Source organism: Arthrobacter sp. K410C, from assembly GCF_059090105.1.
Map to the genome: position 1 here is coordinate 227,450 of NZ_JBNHFJ010000001.1, position 13,787 is coordinate 241,236.

At 67.3% G+C, this 13,787-nt stretch carries 14 protein-coding genes; 3 read left to right on the forward strand and 11 right to left on the reverse strand.

Annotation, left to right across the window (positions count from 1 at the left end):
* Nucleotides 1–55: 55 nt before the first annotated feature.
* From AC5RU7_RS01115 to AC5RU7_RS01155, 9 genes are all read right to left on the reverse strand, one after another.
* Complete coding sequence (locus tag AC5RU7_RS01115) at nt 56–1,837, reverse strand: DEAD/DEAH box helicase (protein WP_494050734.1); 1,782 nt, start codon at nt 1,835–1,837, stop codon at nt 56–58.
* Complete coding sequence (locus tag AC5RU7_RS01120; RefSeq protein ID WP_494008622.1) at nt 1,837–2,178, reverse strand: DUF3039 domain-containing protein; 342 nt, start codon at nt 2,176–2,178, stop codon at nt 1,837–1,839. Before AC5RU7_RS01120 ends, AC5RU7_RS01115 begins: the two co-directional genes overlap by 1 nt.
* 120 nt (nt 2,179–2,298) lie before the next feature.
* The gene (nagB, locus tag AC5RU7_RS01125) at nt 2,299–3,078 is read right to left on the reverse strand and encodes a glucosamine-6-phosphate deaminase (RefSeq protein WP_494050735.1); all 780 of its coding nucleotides are present in this window, start codon (nt 3,076–3,078) and stop codon (nt 2,299–2,301) included.
* 26 nt (nt 3,079–3,104) lie between these two features.
* On the reverse strand, nt 3,105–4,676 hold the full coding sequence (locus AC5RU7_RS01130) for a transporter (protein WP_494050736.1): 1,572 nt from the start codon (nt 4,674–4,676) through the stop codon (nt 3,105–3,107).
* Nucleotides 4,658–5,497 (reverse strand): ABC transporter ATP-binding protein, encoded by an 840-nt coding sequence (locus AC5RU7_RS01135; protein ID WP_494050737.1) that lies wholly within the window; start codon nt 5,495–5,497, stop codon nt 4,658–4,660. Before AC5RU7_RS01135 ends, AC5RU7_RS01130 begins: the two co-directional genes overlap by 19 nt.
* 101 nt (nt 5,498–5,598) lie before the next feature.
* Complete coding sequence (locus tag AC5RU7_RS01140; protein ID WP_494050738.1) at nt 5,599–5,865, reverse strand: DUF3253 domain-containing protein; 267 nt, start codon at nt 5,863–5,865, stop codon at nt 5,599–5,601.
* A 22-nt stretch (nt 5,866–5,887) separates the two neighbouring features.
* Nucleotides 5,888–6,985: an NADH:flavin oxidoreductase/NADH oxidase gene (locus AC5RU7_RS01145; protein ID WP_494050739.1), complete on the reverse strand. Its 1,098-nt coding sequence runs from the start codon at nt 6,983–6,985 to the stop codon at nt 5,888–5,890.
* Nucleotides 6,985–7,977 (reverse strand): co-chaperone YbbN, encoded by a 993-nt coding sequence (locus AC5RU7_RS01150; RefSeq protein WP_494050740.1) that lies wholly within the window; start codon nt 7,975–7,977, stop codon nt 6,985–6,987. Before AC5RU7_RS01150 ends, AC5RU7_RS01145 begins: the two co-directional genes overlap by 1 nt.
* Before the next feature lie 52 nt (nt 7,978–8,029).
* Entirely contained in the window at nt 8,030–9,742 is a 1,713-nt protein-coding gene (locus AC5RU7_RS01155; RefSeq protein ID WP_494051336.1) for a DUF8094 domain-containing protein, read from the reverse strand.
* A gap of 191 nt (nt 9,743–9,933) precedes the next feature.
* Here AC5RU7_RS01155 and AC5RU7_RS01160 point away from each other — a divergent pair, with 191 nt between their 5' ends.
* On the forward strand, nt 9,934–11,247 hold the full coding sequence (locus AC5RU7_RS01160; protein ID WP_494050741.1) for an AI-2E family transporter: 1,314 nt from the start codon (nt 9,934–9,936) through the stop codon (nt 11,245–11,247).
* A gap of 16 nt (nt 11,248–11,263) precedes the next feature.
* Here the strand turns inward: AC5RU7_RS01160 and AC5RU7_RS01165 are convergent, their stop codons facing one another.
* Nucleotides 11,264–12,064: an alpha/beta hydrolase gene (locus AC5RU7_RS01165; RefSeq protein WP_494050742.1), complete on the reverse strand. Its 801-nt coding sequence runs from the start codon at nt 12,062–12,064 to the stop codon at nt 11,264–11,266.
* Nucleotides 12,065–12,108: 44 nt separating this feature from the next.
* Entirely contained in the window at nt 12,109–12,465 is a 357-nt protein-coding gene (locus AC5RU7_RS01170) for an Rv1322 family protein (RefSeq protein ID WP_494008631.1), read from the reverse strand.
* 104 nt (nt 12,466–12,569) lie between these two features.
* Here AC5RU7_RS01170 and nucS point away from each other — a divergent pair, with 104 nt between their 5' ends.
* Together nucS and AC5RU7_RS01180 are read left to right on the forward strand one after the other, a co-directional pair.
* Nucleotides 12,570–13,265, forward strand: coding sequence for an endonuclease NucS (gene nucS, locus AC5RU7_RS01175; RefSeq protein ID WP_494050743.1), 696 nt, complete (start codon nt 12,570–12,572; stop codon nt 13,263–13,265).
* Nucleotides 13,266–13,563: 298 nt separating this feature from the next.
* Nucleotides 13,564–13,767 carry a cold-shock protein gene (locus AC5RU7_RS01180; protein WP_133346276.1) on the forward strand — a complete coding sequence of 68 codons (204 nt, stop codon included), beginning with the start codon at nt 13,564–13,566 and terminating at the stop codon, nt 13,765–13,767.
* Nucleotides 13,768–13,787: the final 20 nt, after the last annotated feature.

A 13,787-nucleotide genomic window follows, 5' to 3' on the forward strand; every position in this document is an offset into this window, starting at 1 on the left:
GTGCAACAGTGGCCCGGTGCGCTTGCACCGGGCCACTCGGGTCTTCAGGTCACCGCTACTTGCGGCCGATGAACCAGTCCCGGAGCTTCCTCAACCGCGCCTGCAGTTGTTCCTCGTTGGCCTGCGCCACGGCGGGGCCGCCGCACACGGTCCGGAGTTTGGTGTGGATGACACCGTGCGGGGTGCCGGTCCGCGCGGACCAGGCGGCCACGTTCTTGGCGAGCTCGTTCCGCAGGTCCATGAGCATCCGGTGGTCCGGGACAGCGGGTGCGGCAGCCTCGGCGGCAGCCGGAGCCTTCCGGTTCTTCCGGTTGAGCTGCTCATGCTGGCGCTGCCGCAGGAGCGTGCCCACCTGCTCCGCGTCCAGCAGGCCGGGGATGCCCAGGAAGTCCAGTTCGTCGTCGGACCCGATGTCGCCGCCGGTGCCAAATTCGCCGCCGTCGAAGAGCACGCGGTCGAAGGAAGCCTGCGAGTCCAGTGCTTCGAACTTTCCCTTGGCGAGGCTGTCCGAGGCCTTGTCCTCGCGGTTGGCCTCCGCCATCAGCGAGTCCTCCGGGTTGAAGAGGCCGTCCCCGTCCTCCTTTTCCGGGCGGTCCAGGGCATGGTCCCGTTCCGCTTCCATGGAGTTGGCCAGTGCCATCAGCTGCGGCACCGAGGGCAAGAAGACCGACGCCGTTTCACCCCGTTTCCGGGCACGCACGAAGCGCCCCACAGCCTGGGCGAAGAAGAGCGGCGTGGAGGTTGACGTGGCGTAGACACCCACGGACAGCCTGGGAACGTCCACGCCTTCGGACACCATGCGGACCGCCACCATCCAGCGGGTGTCGCCCGCCGAGAACTCCTCGATCTTGCTCGAGGCCTTGGCGTCGTCGGAGAGGATAACGGTGGGTGACTCCCCCGTGATCCTCTTAAGCTGGCCTGCGTAGGCCCGGGCGTCCTCGTGGTCCGTGGCAATAACCAGGCCGCCGGCATCGGGGACGGTACGGCGGACCTCGGTCAGCCGCTTGTCAGCCCCAGCCAGCACGGCAGGGATCCACTCGCCTGCGGGGTTCAGGGCTGTCCGCCAGGCCTGGGACGTAATGTCCTTGGTGACGGCGGCCTCGCCCAGCGATGCCGCCATTTCCTCACCGGCGCTGGTGCGCCAGCGCATCTGGCCGGAGTAGGCCATGAAGATCACGGGCCGGACCACGTGGTCCCGCAGCGCGTTGCCGTAGCCGTAGGTGTAGTCCGCCTTTGACCGGCGGATGCCGTCCCTGTCCTCGGCATACTCAACGAACGGAATGGGCGAGGTGTCCGAACGGAATGGGGTACCTGTCAGGGACAGCCGCCGCACCGCCGGATCGAAGGCCTCGCGCAGGCCGTCGCCCCAGGAGAGGGCCTCGCCGCCGTGGTGGATTTCGTCCAGGATCACCAGGGTGCGTGCCGCCTCCGTCTTGGCCCGGTGCAGCAGCGGCTTGCTGGCCACCTGGGCGTACGTGACGGCAACACCGATGAACCCGCGGCCGTGCTGACCGTCCGAGTTCTTGAAGTTGGGGTCGATGGCGATGCCCACCCGCGCCGCGGCGTCGGCCCACTGCCGCTTGAGGTGGTCCGTGGGCGCCACGATGGTCACCCGGTTCACGGCGCCGGAATCGATCAGCGTTGACGCTATCCGCAGGGCGAACGTGGTCTTACCGGCGCCCGGGGTTGCTACCGCCAGGAAGTCGCGGGGGCTGTTCCGGAGATAGAGGTCGAGGGCTTCCTGCTGCCAGGCACGGAGTTTCGGGGCGGTTCCCCAGGCTGCGCGTTCCGGATAGGCCGGAGGCAGGGTGGGGCCGCCAAAGAGCGTTTCCGTCACTACTTGTTGTTGCCCGAGTCCCCTCCGGGACCCTTGCCGCCGTCGTTGCCCGGGCGGAGGCCCTCATAGACCTCTTTGCACGTGGGGCATACCGGGAACTTCTTCGGATCCCGGCCCGGCGTCCAGACCTTGCCGCACAGCGCGATGACGGGCTCGCCCGTCATCGCAGACTCCATGATTTTCTCCTTGCGCACATAGTGCGCAAAGCGCTCCCGGTCCCCCGGTTCAAGCTCCTCGCGCAGTTCTTCGCGCTCAATGGTGGCTGTGGACGTTCCAGCCCCGGAAAGCTCACGCATCGGGTCGTTTTCGAGAGGGTCCGTCATGCTAGTCATGCCAACCATCTTAGCTGTTCCGGTGGCCGGGAGTCCGACGGCGGCCCGGGCGCGGGCGGCCGGGCCGCCGCTGTGCAGCGCCCACCGCCGTCGTGCCGTTTCCTGCCTTCCGGCCTCCCGTGCCGCGGGTCAGAGCCCCTGCCAGGCGGGCTTGTTGTCATAGGTGTGCCGGTAGAAATCCGCCAGCTTGAGCGCCGAAGCCGCCGCTTCATCCAGCAGGACGGTGGCGTGCGGGTGGAACTGCAGGATAGATGCGGGGCAAATGGCGGCGACCGACCCCTCGACGAACTCGCGCACGGCCTGTGCCTTCTGCGCACCGGTGGCGAGCAGGATCACATGCCGGGCCTCCATGATGGTGCCCAGGCCCTGCGTCAGGACGTGGTGCGGGACCTCGGCCAGGCTCTTGAAGAAACGGGCGTTGTCCCGGCGTGTCTGTTCGATCAGGCTCTTGATCCGGGTACGCGAGGCAAAGGAGGAACCGGGCTCGTTGAACGCGATGTGCCCGTCGGTACCCACCCCCACGAGCTGCAGGTCCACGCCGCCGGCTGCCGCGATGGCGTCCTCATAAGCCTGGCACGCCGCGGGGATATCGCTGGCCGTCCCGTCGGGGCCATGGACATTTTCCGGTGAGATGTTCACCCGGTCCGTGAACTCGCGCCGGATGACTTCCCGGTACGATTCGGGGTGCCCGGCGGGCAGGCCGACATACTCGTCCAGTGTGAACGCGGTGGCCCGGCTGAAGTCCAGGCCCCGGGCGTGCCGTTCCGCCAGCTCGTCATACACCGGCAGCGGCGAGGACCCCGTGGCAAGGCCAAGCACCGCGTCCGGCTTCCGCCCGAGCAGCTCCTCGATGGCATCCGCCGCCAGCTTTCCAATCTGCCTGCTGCCGCCCAGGATGACGACCTCCATGCTGTTTCCTTCCGCCGTGCCTGCCGTTACTTGTTCACAGCCACCTGGGCCAGGAGTTCCGGCCCGCGGGCATCGAGCCATTTTCCGCCCAGCCGTACACCGGCCACGAACAGGCCGAGGCCCAGCAGCGTTCCCACCGCGAGGTTGATCCAGCCAAAGAGGCTGTTTCCGGTCACCAGCTGCGCGACCATCAGCGCCGCTTCAGGCAGGACCAGCACCACCAGGACCAGCATTCCCCCGAACTGCACTGCGAGGGTCTGCCCCACGTTGCCCGGCGGCTTCTTGAACGGGCTGTCCCCGGGGAGCGGAACCGCCATGGTGTAACGGGCGGAGACCACAGATGCCAGCCCCAGGCAGGTGAAGAGGATACCCAGGCTCAGCCCGAGCTGGCCGGGCAGCCCGGGCCAGTCGCCGGTGAACGCCGCGGAGCCCACGGCAAAGATGACCACCACCGGAAGGGCGAAGGACATGCAGGCCAGGGCGCGGCCCAGCCGGTCAGCCACGCCGGATACCCCGGTGGCCAGGTGCAGGGCGAACGCGGTGTTGTCGTAGGACACGTCGGCTGAGATGGACCACGCGATAATGAACGCGGAGATCGGCGCCAGGAATGCGAGGCTGGAGTACTCTCCTGCCTGGGATCCCTGGAAGACCAGGACAACGGGCAGCAGCGGGATGACCACCAGCGATCCGGAGTAGCGGGGGTCGCGGACCCAGTAGGTGAGCGACCTCGCCATCACAGCACCTGCCGGTACGGGCGGCAGGAGCCCCAGAAGCCCGAGCTTGCTTCCCTTGCGCTTGCTGCTGCCGGCATAGGGCGGCGTGACGAGCGCCCTTTCCAGGAGGAGCTTCCAGCACCAGGCCAGCGCAGCGAGTGAGGCCACTGCCACCAGGAACTTGACGGCGGCCGGACCAAACTGGCCTGCGTGGAGCTCGCCGCCCAGGGACCAGGGGGCCCCAAGCGGGGTCCAGGAAAGGACGCTGGCGAAGTCCGGCAGGAAGCCGGTCGAGTTCGAGATGCCCTGGCCGACGCCCGCGATGATGGGGCCGAGGAGGACGAGCGGAACCATGAAGGCAATGGCGCTGATGTCCTTGAACCGGCGGGACGCAGCAAGGCTGGCGGTGGCCGTGGTAACCACCTTTGAGAGGACGATGCACGTCATCACGCCGAGCGCCGCACCCAGCAGTGCGCCGAACACGGGCAGCACTCCGCGGAACCAGGTCACCACCGTGGACAGCGCCACCAGGGCAGTGGCCAGACCCGGGATGCCGATCAACCCGCCAAGGGCCAGGCCCGCCAGCATCTGCCGCATCGGGATGGCGAAGGTGGTGAAGCGGGCCGGGTCCAGGGTCATGTCCGTGGCTGAGGCAACCACCGGGATGAGTCCCCAGCCCAGGACGGCAGCGGAGCCGCCGAGCACCACCGCGGTCTGCGCGATTTCGGCGTCCGCGGAGCGCAGCAGGACCAGGGCCACCACCAGCGTGGAGATCAGGCCCAGCGCGTAGAGTCCGGCGAAGACCAGGCCCACGAGCTGCCACGGACTGCGCCGGAGGCCGTTGCGGAGCAGGGTCAGTTTCAGCCTTAGAAGGTGCGCAACCATTCCAGCCCTTCCGTGCGGCTGCGCCCACCGACCAGTTGGACGAACCGGTCTTCCAAAGACGCCCCGGCGCGGACCTGGTCAACAGTCCCGGCAGCCAGCAGCCGGCCGCCCGCCACCACAGCCACGTGGTCGCACATGCGCTGGACCAGGTCCATGACATGGCTGGACATGATGACGGTACCGCCGGACGCCACGTAGCCGTCCAGGATGGAGCGGATGTTCGCCGCCGAGACCGGGTCCACAGCTTCAAAAGGTTCGTCCAGGACCAGCAGTCGGGGCGCGTGGATCAGGGCGGAGGCGAGCGCGATTTTCTTGGTCATGCCGGCTGAGTAGTCCACCACCAGCGTTCCCGCATCCTGGGCCAGGTCCATCGCTTCCAGCAGTTCGCCCACGCGGGAGGCCACCACGTTCCGGTCCATGCCGCGCAGCAGCCCGGTGTAGGTGATCAGCTGCTCACCCGTCAGCCTATCGAACAGCCGGACGCCGTCGGGCAGGACGCCCATGAGTTTCTTGGCTTCCAGCGTGTGCGCCCAGACGTCGACGCCGTGGACAAACGCCGTGCCAAAGTCCGGCCGCAGCAGACCGGTGGCCATGGACAGCGTGGTGGTCTTGCCTGCGCCGTTGGGGCCCACGATGCCGTAGAAGGAGCCGGCGGGCACGTCCAGGCTGATGCCGTCCACCGCGATCTTCTGGCCGAACCGCTTGGCCAGGCCGCGGAGGGCCAGGGCCGGAACGGCGCCGGCGGCGGCAGCGGAAGGGGGTGCGGCGGCGTCGGTAGGATGCAGCGGCACGCCCGCGGGATCGGGATACTGGGCGGTCATGAAGCCAGACTAGCCCCCGGAACACGGCTGCGGGGTCCTCCGGGAGGAGTAGAAACAAAGGCGTAGGGCAGCTGCCCGCCCCGCCGGCCTGCCCGTTCTTCCTAAGTGGCCTTGCGGATGCGGATGGGCCCCTTCCCAGTGGCAGGATCAACCACCGAACCGCCCTGGGTAATCACTACCTCGCCGGCATCGACGAGCCGCCGCGCCGCACGCCGGGCCGGCTCCATGAGGTCGCGCCAGTGTTCGCCGCCGACCGCCCGCGCCGCATCGGACGGACAAATGGTGGACGTGGCGGCCCTCGCAGCCAGGAGCCCAAGGATGGTGTCTTCCAGCCGCTGGTCGAGGCTGCTGGAATCATTGGCCGTCATTGCTGATCCTCTCCGGACATACTCAGAAGCTGCGTCGCGGCAGCGCCCGCTCGTACTGGGGAGCCCAGCCGATTTCATGGCCCAGTTCGAAGGCTGCACGGAGCCACCAGTGCGGGTCGCGTAGCGCGGCCCTGGCGATCAGCACTGCATCGGCCTGCCCGGTAGCGATGGCATGCCCGGCCTGCCCGGCTGAGGTCAGCAGGCCCACCGTCCCGGTGGGGATGCCGGCCTCCTTGCGGATGGTCTCGGAAAATCCGGTCTGGTATCCGGGACCGGGAGTGATCCTTTGGTGGGCCACTGCTCCCCCGCTGGACACATCAATCAAGTCCACGCCGCGTCCCGCTGCCTGCCGTGCCAGGCGGACGGAGGCCGGCAGGTCAATGCCGCCCTCAGCCCAGTCGGTGGCGGAAATCCTCAGCAGCAGCGGCATCGAGTCGGGGATGGCGTCCCGCACGGCATCGACAACGGCAAGCATCAGCCGGTTGCGGCCGGCCTCGTCCCCGCCCCATTCGTCGGTGCGCAGGTTGGTCAGCGGGCTCTGGAACTGGTGCAGCAGGTAGCCGTGCGCGCCGTGGATCTCCACGGTGTCGAAGCCCGCCTCCACCGCGCGTTTCGCCGCAGCTGCAAAGTCGGCGATGACCGCCTGGATCTGGTCCGCTGTCATCAAGGCTGGAACCTCATAGCCGTCAAAGGCCACTGCCGACGGGCCCACTGTGCCCCAGCCGCCGTCGTATGCTGCCACGCTCCCGTGCCTGCCGGAAAAGGGCCACCACGTGGACGCCTTCCGCCCGGCATGCGCCAGCTGTACCCCGATCTTCGCGCCGGCCGCTCCGTGACGGTGCACGAACGTGGTGATCCGCTGCCACGCTTCGGCCTGCTCATCGTTGTAGAGCCCGGCGTCGCGGGGGCTGATGCGGCCCTCCGCGCCCACCGCAGCGGCCTCGGTGAGCAGCAGCGCGGCCCCGCCGGCGGCGAAGGAACCCAGATGCATCAGGTGCCAGTCGTTGGGAACCCCCGGCGCGGCGTCGGGATCGCAGCTGTACTGGCACATGGGTGACAGCCAGCCGCGGTGCTGGAGCTCCAGGGAACGGAGCTTCAGCGGATCGAACAGGCCCGGCACTAGAAGAGGACCCTCGCCAGGGCCTGGCGCGCTTTGGAAACGCGTTCGTCGGATGCGCCAACCACGTCGAAGAGTTCCAGCAGGCGGATGCGGGCGGTCTCGCGCTCCGGACCGAAGTTCCTGCCAATGAATGCCACCAGGCGGTTCAGGCCGTCGTCCACGTGTCCGCCGGCGATGTCCAGGTCCGCGACAGCCAGCTGGGCTTCCAGGTTGTCCGGCTCGTTGGCGGCGAGCGTGCGGACGGACTCGCCGTCCTGGGCCGACAGCGGCTGCAGGCGTGCCATCAGCTCCACTTGGGCAAGCCCTGCCTTGGCCTCGTGGTCCGCGGGCATCTCCTTGAGCGCCTGCCGGTAGGCATCCGCGGCAGCGTCGAAGTCGCCCGCCTCGATGGCGTCGTAGGCGGCCTGGTGCAGTGGCGGCAGGGGCGCGGGTTCGGATTCTTCGCCGGCGCCGGCGTTCAGGCTGCCGGTCACGCCGTTTGCCGCAGCCACCTTCAACAGTTCATCAAACAGGGCACGCACCTGCTGCTCGTCCGCGCTGCCCTGGAAGAGCGGCACGGGCTGTCCTCTGAGGACGGCGACGGCGGTAGGCACCGCCTGCACCTGGAATGCCTGGGCCAGCTGGGGGAACGCCTCGATATCGGCGGCACCGAGGACAAGCCGGCCCCCGTAGCTCTTCACCACGCTGTCCAGCGTCTGCAGCATCCCGGTGGACTCCGGCGAGTACGGGGCCCACAGGGCGAACACCACGGGGACCTGCGCGGAAAGTTCCACCAGCTGCTGGAAGTTGGCCTCGGTGACGTTGACCCGCAGGTCCGGTCCGCCGGCGGCTCCTCCGGACTGCGGCCCTTCCGGCAGGCCGGCGCCAGCGGCGGCACCGGTTCCGGCGGGCGCGGCCGGGCGCTGCTTCAGGGTTGAAAGGTCGACGGCGCCGCGCAGGTTAAGCAGGCTGGCAGCGGCTGGAGAGACTGGGCGGGAAGCAGGCGAACTCATGCTTTCCACTTTAGCCACTCCGGCCGCTGCCGGAAGTAATGCCGTGCCGGGGCTACTTGAAGCTGGCGCCGACCAGGCCGCGGGTTGCCGCGACGAGCTTCATGGGATCGGTAGAGCCGGCAGGCGGAATGTACACCGCCATGGACTCGGCGAAGTTGAGCACCATGCCCGTGGTGGTTTCCTTGCCACCGGCCAAGGCTGCTGCATCATCACCGATGGTCAGTTTGTCGCCGGCAGCCTTCGGGGTGCCTTCAAAACCGAAGTTGATCCGGCCCAGGACCAGCGCCCCGCCGTCATCGGTGCGGAAGACCACCGTGCTTTCCGGTACCACCTTGTGGGTGAAGGAGAAGTTGCCGTTCTCGCCGGCCTTGACCACCTCTGCCTGGTAGGACAGCGTGTCAGCAATGTACGGCGAGGACTCGCCCTCAACAAGCTTGTCCTTGAAGGCGGAATCGGGAGTGGTAAGGCGGTCGGCGAGGCCCGAGAGTGCCTCTTCCCCGCTGTACAGCAGGCCGGTCTTGTCACCGGCGGCGAGCGTGTCCGTGCCGCCGCGGCTGATGGTGGGGAACGTGGCGCCGGGCTGGAGCGGGGTGGTTTCCACCAGCTTGTAGTTCTCGCGCGGCGAGGGCTGGACCAGGGTCAGCAGCTGTGGCACCACGTTGCCGTCGCCCTGCGTCACGGCCAGGACGGAGCGGGGCCAGTCGCGGTCACTGGTGACCACGGTGGTGAGCAGCTTGGTGGACCGCACCGGCATCCTGGCTTCGTAGGAGCCTACCTGGGAGCGGATCTTGTAGTTCTGGGTGCGCACTTCCAGCTCGGTGCCGCCCACGCGCTCGGTAAGCTGGCCCGCGTCCTTGGCGGCATCACCGGCGTCGACGGCGCTGGAGACCTGCTCCAGGATCCGGCGGAACTGGGCGTCAAGCAGGACCGGCGATCCGGCCTCCGGGGCAGCCGGTGCCGACGGCGAACCGCTGGCTTCCGGAGCCGGCGTGGCCGCGTACGCGGCCGTGCCGGAACCCGCGAGGACCGCTGCGGTGATGCCCGCAGCCACCATGCTGGCGCGCGAGGTTACCTTGGAAGATCCGGCCCCCGATTGGCTCCGGGCACGGGCGCGCTGTGCAAAGCCGCTGCCCTGTCCATCGCCTTCACCGTTCCGCTTGCGCGCGGACAGCAGTGCCAGCACAATGCCTGCAAGGATCAGGAGGGACCCAAGCAGCATCAGCGGAACGGCCCAGGGAGTGGAAGTGTCGTTGGGGAACGTCATGGAGACGGAGGCCGGAGCGGCTTTTGTTCCGTCGGAGGCGAGCAGGAGTGTCCAGTCGCCGTCTGCCGGAGGGGTCCACGAATATTCGAGTTCGCCGCTGGCATTTTCGCTGGAAACCCAAAGGTCGGAGCCTGCCGGGTTGGGGGCGGTAGCATCGCCATCGGTGTGCTCAACCTGCAGGGACTTGCCGTCCTCCGAAACACCGCTGATGGTGTTGTGCGCGGACTGGCCAACCCAGGCGTCGACGTCATCCGGCCGGCCGGCGGCGAGCAGGAAGTTGCCCTCGCCCTCGATGCTGATCTTGACGGTACCGCCATGCAGGGTGCGCAGGTTCTGGTCAATGACGGTCAGCGGCGCTTCCGCCGTATCGGCCGGCGCGGCTGCCGTGAAGGTCTCGGAAGGGGCCCAGATGGTTCTCTGGCCGATACCGGCCAAAAGTGTCAGGAGGCCGAGCAGCACAAGTGCGACTGCAGTCTTTAAACGCAAGGGAACACCTATCATCAGCGGGGGTTTGCTTCCCATAGTAACCGTTTTGTTACCAGGGCCCCGGATTGGGTGCGCTTGCCGCCTCCGCAAAATGCCACGGACCGCCCCCGTCCGCAGCTGTTGACAAGGCTGCTGATAGTGTTTGCGATGATCATCACATTGGCCCGTTGACGCGGCGCCACGCACGGAACAGGCCCTCAAAACCAGTGACTGACAAGACGGACGAGTCTTCCGCGGCATCCAACAATCCCGGGGGCCAGGAGCCACCGGCAGCCGCACCCGAGGGAGCCCCGCACGCCCGAAGGAAGGGCACTGCCGCGGCGGCGCTCGGTTTTGTGGCCCGCCGGCTTCGCCAGCCGCTGCCGGGTGCCCAGCCGAGGCTGCGGTTCGAGATGCCGCCGGAGTACGTCCAGGAGCACGAGGTCACCACCACCGACCCTGACGGCGATGTACGCCCGCAGTTCGGCCGCCCCGGCCCACGGATGTCGCCGCAGCATCCCCTGTATATGGGCTTCATGGGAACCGTGGGCGTGGGGCTTGCCCTGCTGGTCTACTGGATCGGTTCGAACACCACGCAGCTGCTGTTGTGGATCGTGGCGGCCCTGTTCATCGCCCTCGGCCTGGAACCGGTGGTGGGCTGGCTGGAGAACCGCAAGATCCCGCGTCCGGCAGGCATCCTGGTGTCGGTAACTGTCCTGGTGAGCGCCGTCGTCGGCTTTTTTGCCACCCTGATCCCCACCATCGTGGAGCAGGTGACGGAAATCGTGGAGCAGGCGCCGATATGGATCCGCGACTTCATCAATTCCGAGTTCTTCCGCAGCCTTGACGACCAGTTCGGCGTCCGTGACCGTGTGGCGGAGGAACTGGACAAGTTCGTCAACGACCCCGCGGCGGTGGGCGGCATTTTCGGCGGCGTGGTGGGCTTCGGGTCCACTGTGGCGAACGGCCTGTTCGGGGCCCTGATCGTGCTGGTGCTGAGCCTGTACTTCCTGGCGGCCCTGCCGGCAATGAAGAAGTGGGGGTACCGGCTGGCTCCCCGCTCCCGCCGCCACCGCGTGGAGGCCCTGTCCGAGGAGATCACCCGGTCTGTGGGCAACTACGTGATCGGCCAGGCCTGCGTGGCGCTCCTCAATGCCACCTTCGCCTTCGTCGTGATGTCCATCCTGGGCATTCCCTTCGCCCTGCTGCTGGCCTTCGTTGTTGCCCTGCTCGCCTTCATCCCGCTGGTTGGCGGCCTAATTGCCGGCGTGGTGGTGCTGCTTGTCTCCTTGACGGAGGGCTGGCAGACGGCCGCGGTTTACGCCATCTGCTACTTCGCCTACCTGCAGTTCGAGGCGTACTTCATCTCGCCGCGGATCATGCAAAAGGCCGTTGCAGTACCGGGGGCGGTGGCAGTCATTTCAGTTATCGCCGGCGGCAGCTTACTGGGGGTCCTCGGCGCCCTGATCGCCATTCCCACGGCAGCGGCCGTCCTGCTGCTGATCCGGGAGATCTACATCGTCCGGCAGGACCAACACTGAATCCCGCCCCTGCAGCCTAGGCCGAAGCAGTAGCCGAGGGACCGTCCCATTCCGTCGGCAGCCCGGCAGCCCCGGAGCCGGCTTCGGTGACGTCATCCACGATCTCGTTCAGGACCCGGGCTGCGTACTTCTCCCCCACCCACAGGTGCTTGGCGCCGTCGACGCCCACCACCCGCGCCTGCGGCACCAGGCTGAACCGTGCGGCCGCCTCGGCCGGCTGGAGGAAGTCGTCGTGCTCGGGAACCAGGACGGTGAGCGGCTTGCCCGATTCGGCCCACTGCTGCAGGTGCTTGTCCGTGGCACGGTGCAACGGCGGCGATAGCAGGACGGCGCCCTCCACCTGCGACGCCACGGGCTCCACCGCGCCGTACATCAGCGCCAGTTCGGTGCCAAAGGACCAGCCCACCAGCCAGCGGTTGGGCAGGCCGCGTTCGACGGCGAACCGCACCGCCGCCTCGACGTCGTACCGTTCCCCGATTCCTTCTTCGAAGGCACCCGAGCTGGTGCCGCGCGGGGATGCCGTGCCGCGGGTGTTGAAGCGGAGGACTGCCACGCCTGCCAGCGCCGGCAAGCGGTACGAGGCCTTGCGGTACACGTGCGAATCCATGAAACCGCCGTGCGTGGGCAGGGGGTGCAGGGTGATGAGCGTGGCGTGGACGGGCCCCGATTCCGGCAGCGCGAGCTCACCCACCAGGGTGTGGCCGTCGTCCGTCTGCAGCTCCACGTTCTCACGCCGGGCGGGCAGGACGGTGGCGGCACGGATGGGAGCGGGGCCCTGGGCGGGGGTGAATTCATACGACGCCGGATCAAAAGTCATGCCTGCCAGCTTAGCGACAGCAGGGGTCCCTCCGCCCGCTCCGGTCAGCGGTAACGGTAACTGCGCGACATCCAGCAGTTGGTGTGCCAGTGCCGCCGCTCCGCCAGCCCGGCGGCGGCGCCAAAGAGGTGGTCGTCCTTCCAGACCACCAGGTGCGCCACCCCCGGCAGCACGGCGGTGGAGCATTCCGGGCAGATGTAGGTCTTTTCGGCGTTCCTGGCAGTCATTGTGCGGACCATCCATTCGCCGTCAGGAGCGCTTTCCCGGCGGGCGATGCCGGCCCGGGCCCGTTCCAGGTCCAGCTCCGGAACCTCCCCGCCGCCCTTTTTCCCGGCACCCCATTTTCCCGTAGCTGCACCTTTTCCGGAGGCAGGACGGCGGGGACGGTTGGAACGCGGCATGCATCCATTCTGCCCCAGCCGTGCATCTCTCCCCCACCGCGGAACCGCTGTGCGTGCCGCCGTCGAAACCTGGCAGCAAGGCTGCAGGCGGTAGTCTGTACGGCGTGCGACTTGTCATAGCCCGATGCTCCGTTGATTACGTTGGCCGGCTCAAAGCCCATCTCCCCCTCGCCAACAGGCTCCTCCTGGTCAAGGCGGACGGCTCCGTACTGGTTCACTCGGACGGCGGATCCTATAAGCCGCTCAACTGGATGAGCCCGCCCGCCACCCTGCGGGTCTCCTCACCGGAGGACGTGGACCTTGAGCTGGGGGTGGTGGAGCAGTGGACCGTCCAGTCGGCGAAGACGGATGACCGTCTCATTATCAACATCCACGAAAAGCTGAGCGAATCATCCCACGATCTGGGGGTGGACCCCGGACTCATCAAGGACGGCGTGGAGGCCGACCTCCAGCGGCTCCTTGCCGAACAGATCGAAACCCTCGGTGCCGGCTACTCGCTGATCCGCCGCGAGTACTTCACTGCCATTGGACCGGTGGACATCCTGGCGCGGGACGCGGACGGCGGCACCGTGGCCATCGAGCTCAAGCGCCGGGGCGACATCGACGGCGTGGAGCAGCTGACGCGCTACCTGGAACTGCTCAACCGCGACCCCCTGCTTGCACCCGTGCGCGGAATTTTTGCTGCCCAGCAGATCAAACCGCAGGCGAAGGTGCTGGCAACTGACCGCGGCATCGACTGCATCACCCTGGACTACGACGCAATGCGCGGCGTCGATGACAGTGAATCGCGCCTTTTCTGACCTGTCACATTCGCGCCCGGTCAATCCCAAAGCCTTCTGACAAGGCATTTAACCCGGTTTTAACCTAAATTTTGGCCCTTTCACCGCAAAAACCGTTGACCGGCGCGAAGAGGCATGAAATTCTTGTCTCAGTCTTTGTGTAGGTGTTTTTCATGCTCGCAAGACATGTTGCGAGCGCGAAGCTCCTGCAACCCGGATCACCCAATAGGGACCGGAATTCAGGATTCTTCTCGCGGAGTGACCAAGGCCGGTACGAGGTGTGCCGATCTTAAAAAAGTTCCACAATGAGGAGAAATAAATGGCACAGGGAACCGTCAAGTGGTTCAACGCTGAAAAGGGCTTCGGCTTCATTACCCCGGATGACTCCGACGGTGATGTCTTCGTTCACTACTCCGAGATCCAGACCAACGGCTTCAAGACCCTCGATGAGAACCAGCGCGTTCAGTTCGAGATCGGGCAGGGAGCCAAGGGCCCCCAGGCTACCGGCGTGACGCTGGTCTAATCCCCCGCCGCATACCCGCT

What these genes read in the sequence shown, in the direction of transcription:
- AC5RU7_RS01120 (WP_494008622.1), bottom strand. Translation starts at nt 2,178, where the DNA reads ATGGTTGGCATGACTAGCATGACGGACCCTCTCGAAAACGACCCGATG.
- nagB (WP_494050735.1), bottom strand. Translation starts at nt 3,078, where the DNA reads ATGGAGGTCGTCATCCTGGGCGGCAGCAGGCAGATTGGAAAGCTGGCG.
- AC5RU7_RS01130 (WP_494050736.1), bottom strand. Translation starts at nt 4,676, where the DNA reads ATGGTTGCGCACCTTCTAAGGCTGAAACTGACCCTGCTCCGCAACGGC.
- AC5RU7_RS01135 (WP_494050737.1), bottom strand. Translation starts at nt 5,497, where the DNA reads ATGACCGCCCAGTATCCCGATCCCGCGGGCGTGCCGCTGCATCCTACC.
- AC5RU7_RS01140 (WP_494050738.1), bottom strand. Translation starts at nt 5,865, where the DNA reads ATGACGGCCAATGATTCCAGCAGCCTCGACCAGCGGCTGGAAGACACC.
- AC5RU7_RS01150 (WP_494050740.1), bottom strand. Translation starts at nt 7,977, where the DNA reads ATGAGTTCGCCTGCTTCCCGCCCAGTCTCTCCAGCCGCTGCCAGCCTG.
- AC5RU7_RS01155 (WP_494051336.1), bottom strand. Translation starts at nt 9,742, where the DNA reads ATGATAGGTGTTCCCTTGCGTTTAAAGACTGCAGTCGCACTTGTGCTG.
- AC5RU7_RS01165 (WP_494050742.1), bottom strand. Translation starts at nt 12,064, where the DNA reads ATGACTTTTGATCCGGCGTCGTATGAATTCACCCCCGCCCAGGGCCCC.
- AC5RU7_RS01170 (WP_494008631.1), bottom strand. Translation starts at nt 12,465, where the DNA reads ATGCCGCGTTCCAACCGTCCCCGCCGTCCTGCCTCCGGAAAAGGTGCA.
- AC5RU7_RS01180 (WP_133346276.1), top strand. Translation starts at nt 13,564, where the DNA reads ATGGCACAGGGAACCGTCAAGTGGTTCAACGCTGAAAAGGGCTTCGGC.